At 53.4% G+C, this 6,023-nt stretch carries 5 protein-coding genes and 1 pseudogene; all 6 read left to right on the top strand.

The window, feature by feature from the left end; all coding sequences use genetic code 11:
- A pseudogene (locus MUW49_RS17255) lies at positions 1-137 on the top strand (IS1595 family transposase); the annotation flags it as partial.
- 41 nt (positions 138-178) lie between these two features.
- Positions 179-406 carry a hypothetical protein gene (locus tag MUW49_RS17250; RefSeq protein WP_113979177.1) on the top strand — a complete coding sequence of 76 codons (228 nt, stop codon included), beginning with the start codon at positions 179-181 and terminating at the stop codon, positions 404-406.
- 70 nt (positions 407-476) lie between these two features.
- Positions 477-1,148, top strand: a complete 672-nt coding sequence (locus MUW49_RS17245) for a YjbF family lipoprotein (protein WP_226044921.1) — start codon at positions 477-479, stop codon at positions 1,146-1,148.
- Entirely contained in the window at positions 1,145-1,900 is a 756-nt protein-coding gene (locus MUW49_RS17240) for a capsule biosynthesis GfcC family protein (RefSeq protein ID WP_307773137.1), read from the top strand. The genes MUW49_RS17245 and MUW49_RS17240 overlap by 4 nt, the downstream gene beginning before the upstream one ends.
- A complete protein-coding gene (locus tag MUW49_RS17235) occupies positions 1,897-3,981 on the top strand; it encodes a YjbH domain-containing protein (RefSeq protein WP_244813015.1) in 2,085 nt (694 codons plus the stop codon). Before MUW49_RS17240 ends, MUW49_RS17235 begins: the two co-directional genes overlap by 4 nt.
- An 85-nt stretch (positions 3,982-4,066) precedes the next feature.
- The gene (locus MUW49_RS17230) at positions 4,067-5,785 is read left to right on the top strand and encodes a Wzy polymerase domain-containing protein (RefSeq protein WP_244813014.1); all 1,719 of its coding nucleotides are present in this window, start codon (positions 4,067-4,069) and stop codon (positions 5,783-5,785) included.
- Positions 5,786-6,023: the final 238 nt, after the last annotated feature.

Below are 6,023 nucleotides of genomic sequence, written 5' to 3'. Positions count from 1 at the left end.
GGCATCTTGCTGAATACTGCTTCCGGTTTAATCATCGTTTTGACCTCAAGAGTATGTTTGTTGAATTGGGGCATGCAGTCGTGGCAAGCCCTCCGATGCCATATCGGCTCTTGAAGCTGGCTGAGGGTCATGGGTAATCAGGTTATGTTTTAGCTGTGTCAACAAAAAGGAAGATAACATGAAGAAGACTGCGTTTGTTTTGGCCGCCCTGCTGGCCGTTTCTGCTAATGCCATGGCTGCCGAAGAAACTGGCGGTGCTGCAGGTGCGGGGGCGAGCGGTGCTGCTGCGGGTGTGGCTGGTACTACCATTGCAATTGGGGCTGCTGCTGCACTGGTTACTGTGATTGCGGTATCTGAATCCAACAACCGTAACAACAATACCAATACCACCACCTCAACCCGATAATATTCAACAAGGCTGCTCTGTTTGAGCAGCCTTGTTTTTCTTCTTATCCCTCATGGATGGTGTATTGCGCGTGGCACAGTATTTATCTTATTTCCCCTCCCGATTATTGGTATGGTCAGCCACGTTCTTATTGGCTGGCTGCAGCAACTCGACCCATCAGACGATCGAGACTCTGGGTTATGTGTTCAACAAGCCTGATGATATTGTTCTGACCTCATCCGAGCTGAGAGCGCTACCCTATGCGAGTGCCTATATCAAGGTGGGCGATCTCCCCCAGGCGTTGGTTGTACTGGCATATGTCAATGGTCCGCGCATGTCATGGATGAGCGCCGATGGTGTGATGTTTGTGACCCAGCATGGGCGCTTGATTAAAACAGTGGGTTTGCCAAATGATTTACGCTATCTGGGGAGTCTGGATAAGGATCCGCTGAAGACTTCACGGTTAGACAAGACACCCTCGATGGTGTGGTATAGCGTCGCTGAGTGGTCGAAAAAATACACCAGTGGCTATCCCTTGAGTATGCATTACACGCAGATGGGGAATGAGGTTCTGAATATTATGGACCGCCCCTATAAAACGACGATTGTAGAAGAGCATGTCGTTACCGCCCCGAATGAAGAGCGATGGCTGAATCATTTCTGGATCGATGAGCAGACAGGTCAAGTTCGTAAATTCCAGCAGCAATTAGGCCCTTCCTTGCCAATGATCGAAATGACATTCCTTAAGCCCTATTCATCATGAAAATAATATATAGCTTATTGCTCGCAGCCTTGGGGGCTGCCCCTGTTATGGCAGATGTGTCCGTATCTGTTTGGTGGCAAGGTCAACCGACAGCAACAATGACTCATCCCCAGTCCATGCTGTTGAGTGACGCGTTGTTAAACTCGGCAGTCTCTCAGTACGATAATTATTGGCCTGTCGCTCATATTTCTACTCCTGCGCGCCAAAAAGACATTGAGTATCAACAGCAAGCCGTGCTGAAGGATCTCAGATTGCTGGCAACGTACTGGCAGCAGCATGATGAAGCTGAGCTCGCCCATGCCGCTTTACAGTTGAATCAACAGTTACAGCAGTTGCATTTGACAGGGCGTTTCGAATTGCCTGTGGATCCGGATATCAGCCTGGCGCCCTCAGGTGCCAACCCCGTATTGCAGGGGGATTATCAGCTGTATCTTGCCCCTCGCCGTTCGCAAATCTATCTGGCCGGCTTGATTGGTCGCCCTGGCGAGGCCCCGGTTTTGCCTGCGGCAGGGCTGAGAGAGTACTGGAAAAAGCTGGATCGCTTGTCCGGAAGTGATGACACCGGCGCGTATCTGATTTCCCCCAGTGGCAAATCTGAGTGGATCCCCGTTGCCATCTGGAATGAACGCCATGTTGAAGCCATGCCTGGTGCCACTCTGTTTGTCGGTTTTGCGCCGAGTGTGCTGCCTGAGCAATATACAGACTTGAATACACGCATGTTGACGTTGTTAGCGAATCGGATGCCAAAATGACTTATCCAAGACTCTCACTGATTGCCCTGCTGGTATCCTTTGCAACCCACGCTGATGCCGACATTTTTGAGCCGTTGGGTCCATCACAAAGTGACTTCGGCGGCGTTGGCTTGCTGCAAATGCCAACCGCCAGAATGGCCAAGACGGGTGAATTCAGTGCCAATTATGTTGATGATGATCAGTACCGTCGCTGGTCTATGTCAGTGCAGCCGTTCGACTGGCTTGAAGCCACTTTGCGTTATACCGACGTAAGAACTCGCCTTTATAGTGCAAACTCCGGATTCAGTGGTGACCAGAGTTACAAAGACAAGGGCATGGATGTCAAAGTCAGGTTGCTGGAAGAGTCTACCTGGATCCCGAATCTCTCTCTGGGTTTTCGTGACCTGATGGGGACGGGGCTGTTTGACAGTGAGTACATTGTCGGCAGCAAGCGTGTTGGCCCATTTGATTTCACCCTTGGTATGGGGTGGGGAAATATGGGGGAGAGCGGGAACATTACCAATCCTTTTTGCGAGTGGAAAAATGATTGGTGTTCACGAGATAATGGCTATTCCAGCGGTGGTGGCAAATTTGAAACAAAAAATATGTTCCACGGTAATGCTGCTTTGTTTGGGGGGGTTGAATACCAGACACCTTGGCAGCCACTTCGCCTGAAGCTGGAATATGATGGCAATGATTACAGTAATGAATTTGCCGGGAAAATTGATCATTCATCTCCTATCAATATAGGTGCTGTTTATCGTCTGTTTGATTACATGGACACTCATCTTAGTTATCAGAGGGGAAATACTCTGATGTGGGGGGTTACTCTTCGGACCAACTTTAATGATTTACGTCAGAATCATTTAGATGAGCCTCGCCCTGTGTATATCGCTGAAAAGGCCCCGATAGACTCGTCACACGTTGATTGGCCTGTCATGGCAGGACAGTTTGAAAGCAATGCTGGTTGGAATACAGCATCACTTTATAGTGACCAGTCCACTGTAACCTTGCTGGGTCAACAGCACAAATATAGGGACCAGCAAGAAGCGATCGATCGTACTGCTCTGGTTGCGATTAATCATCTGCCTGAGACTGTCGAAGAGTTGAGAGTCATTGAGCGCCAGCGAGATTTCCAGTTGCAAGAGACGGTGATTGATCTCGACTCTGTGCGAAAGGCGAACCAGCCCCAGGTTCTTGGGCAGGAGGCAGTGGTAGAAGAGCATCAAAAAGTACCTGCTCCTGTCCAGGGAACGCTCCGCTACCAATCTGAACCAGAGTGGTTCTCTTATTCATTTGACCCGGCCCTGACGCAATCTTTTGGTGGTCCTGAATCATTTTATATGTATCAGATAGGCATTAATGCCAACAGTGAGCTGCGTCTTTCCGATAAGGATTGGTTACAGGGTACGTTGTTCTTCAATATTGCGAACAATTACGACAAATTTAATTACAAAACACCACCTGCCGACACGGATTCGTTACCGAGAGTACGCACTTGGGTGAGAGAGTATGTCGACTCTTCCAATATTCTGCTGAACAACCTCCAGTTAACACATATGGAGCAACTTGGTCAGGAGTGGTACGGCCAGGCATACGGCGGCTATCTGGAAATGATGTACGCCGGTGTCGGGGGAGAGGTGCTTTATCGTCCTTTCGGTCAGTCATGGGCTCTGGGTCTGGATACCAACTGGGTCAAGCAGCGTGATTGGAACAACACCCTGAAGATGGCTGATTACGACGTTGCTACGGGTCACTTGACTGGCTATTGGCAGTTGCCTTTCATGGACAATGTCACTGCCAAGGTAGCTGTCGGGCGTTATCTGGCTGGTGACCTGGGGGCCACGTTTGATTTCTCCAAGCGCTTTGATTCCGGGATTGTGATGGGAGCATACGCAACCTTGACGGATGTTTCGGCTGAAGAGTATGGGGAAGGCAGTTTCACAAAAGGCATTTACATCACGATTCCCTTTGATCTCATGTTGATTCGTCCCACCACATCCAAGGGAACTATTGGATGGGTTCCTTTGACGAGGGATGGAGGGCAAATGCTCAGCCGTAGTCATACCTTGTATGACATGACAGAACGCCTGCCGTTGTAAATCCCTTCTCGGTATTGATTCGTTAGTCTGATGAGCCGTGATAGTGTTTTCACTGTCACGGCTTTTTTATGCATATGAGGCATAAATGGGAAGAGATTGCAGTTTGGTTCATAAGGTTTTTTGGGGAACGTCGGTCTTGTACTGGCTGCTGGGCATGCACTTTTTCATGCACAACCCGGGCGGGGCCGGTCTCTATCTGCCCTTCAACGCCTGGGGCTGGATCTTCGCCAGTCTGGTCATGGCCCTGGGGCTGTGGCAGGTCACTCTCAGCCAACGGCTGAGGGTCTCGCCACTGCTGACGGTCCTGTGGCTAGGCGGCTTGCTGATGTTACTGCCCATGGCCTATCCGGGCTTCGAGCTCAGGGACTATGCCATCCCCCGCCTGTTGGGGCTGTTTGCCGGTCTGCTGTTTCTTGCCTGCCTTTACCAGTGGCAACTGGAGCGTCAGATACGGGATCGGTTGCTTTATCTGCTGCTGGGGGCGGTGGCCATCGAGGCGCTGCTCGGCCTGGTGCAGTACTACCTGTTGGTACCGGGCAACTGGATAGGCTACGACACCCGGGCCAATCGTCCCTATGGCATCTTTCAGCAAGCCAATGTGATGGCGAGCTTTATGGCGACCGGTTTTTCATTGGCGATATGGCTTCAGATGCGAGGGCACGCCAATCCCTGGCTCAAGGGACTGCGTCATGGCGTGATCCTGACAACATCCTTGCTGCTGGTGGTACTGCAGTCCCGGATGGGTCAGCTGGGCGGCGCCTTGGCCCTGATCCTGTTGCTGCCGCAGTTGCATCGCGAGCGGCAACTGGGCCGGGTGCTGGGGCTGGTTGCGCTGGGCATAACGCTTGGGCTGGCATCCCAGTTCTGGATGGCGGGGGTCAGGCGGGGGCTGGAGATGTATCAGTCCGGCGGTATGAGATCCATCTACTGGCCCTATGCCGCCAAGCTGATCGCCGAAGCGCCCTGGACCGGCTGGGGCTATGGCAGTTTCGAGTCCGTATTCCTCCAGCACTACATGGCCGACAAGGCCCTCAATCCCGCCATGGTGCAGATCGAGTACAACCTGGATCACCCTCACAACGAATTCCTCTACTGGGCGGTGGAGGGCGGCCTGGCCCCCATGCTCGGCATGGCGCTGATGGGGGGGGGCTTGCTGTGGCGACTGGGTCGGGCCGGTTGGGTCAAGGGGTCGGCGCTATTGGCGTTGGTGATCCCCATACTGCTGCACACCCAGACCGAATATCCCTTCTACCACGCCATTGCCCTGTGGTGGGCGCTGCTGCTGCTCATTCATGTGCTGGATGCGGAGGTGGAGGAGCAGGCCCATGCCAACTGGCGGGAGTATGTCTGTCATCCCTGGCTGCTGCTGCGCTTCGCGGCCATAGCCATCCCCCTCATCGTCGTGCCCTTTATGCTGACGGCCCTGCATACCGCCTGGGTGGTGACCAAGTATGAACGGGGAGGGTACAAGCAGCCGGCGCTGTTGCTCGACATCGTCAATCCCCTGGCCTGGTTGACCCGGGTGGAGTTTGACGTCAACGCGGTGCGCCTGATGGTGGGTTTGCAGGCCAACAACAAGGCGGAGCTGGAAGCCTACCTCGACTGGGGGCAGGCGTTCGTGCGCCATACCCCCAGGGCCAACATCTACGCCAACATGGTGATCGCCCTCAATGCGTTGGGGCGGGCCGAAGAGGCCGACCGTCTGCGGGCCGATGCGTTGGTGCTCTATCCTGGTGAGCCCTTGCTCACCGGCTCGGCGGCCAAGTCGGTCGCTGCGACCCTGGAGCCCAAACCCTCCTCATGAGCGGGCCGGGCACCACTGTTCCTGACTCCATCACGGCCGCCTCGCGGCCGTGATCATTTCCATCCCAGGCAAGCTCACAGTCAGGATTGGCGCCGTCATTCCGCACCTGATTTTGCTATTTTCAGTGCTTGACGGCGATCGGCCGTTCTGATCTATTACTCTCTTTTGCAGGTAGATCATCATGGCCGCACCCGCTATCTCGATCCGTAACCTCGATCACCTTGGTTTGGTCGCCGCA

Source organism: Aeromonas sp. LsrichE-8G (genome assembly GCF_022869435.1).
Classification (GTDB): domain Bacteria; phylum Pseudomonadota; class Gammaproteobacteria; order Enterobacterales; family Aeromonadaceae; genus Aeromonas; species Aeromonas caviae.
Note: the sequence above shows the minus strand (reverse complement) of the source record. Positions and strands in the feature narration are given on the sequence as shown.

Bases quoted from the DNA above. Each gene is read 5' to 3' on its own strand.
- MUW49_RS17250 (WP_113979177.1), top strand. From the start codon at position 179: ATGAAGAAGACTGCGTTTGTTTTGGCCGCCCTGCTGGCCGTTTCTGCT.
- MUW49_RS17240 (WP_307773137.1), top strand. From the start codon at position 1,145: ATGAAAATAATATATAGCTTATTGCTCGCAGCCTTGGGGGCTGCCCCT.
- MUW49_RS17235 (WP_244813015.1), top strand. From the start codon at position 1,897: ATGACTTATCCAAGACTCTCACTGATTGCCCTGCTGGTATCCTTTGCA.
- MUW49_RS17230 (WP_244813014.1), top strand. From the start codon at position 4,067: ATGGGAAGAGATTGCAGTTTGGTTCATAAGGTTTTTTGGGGAACGTCG.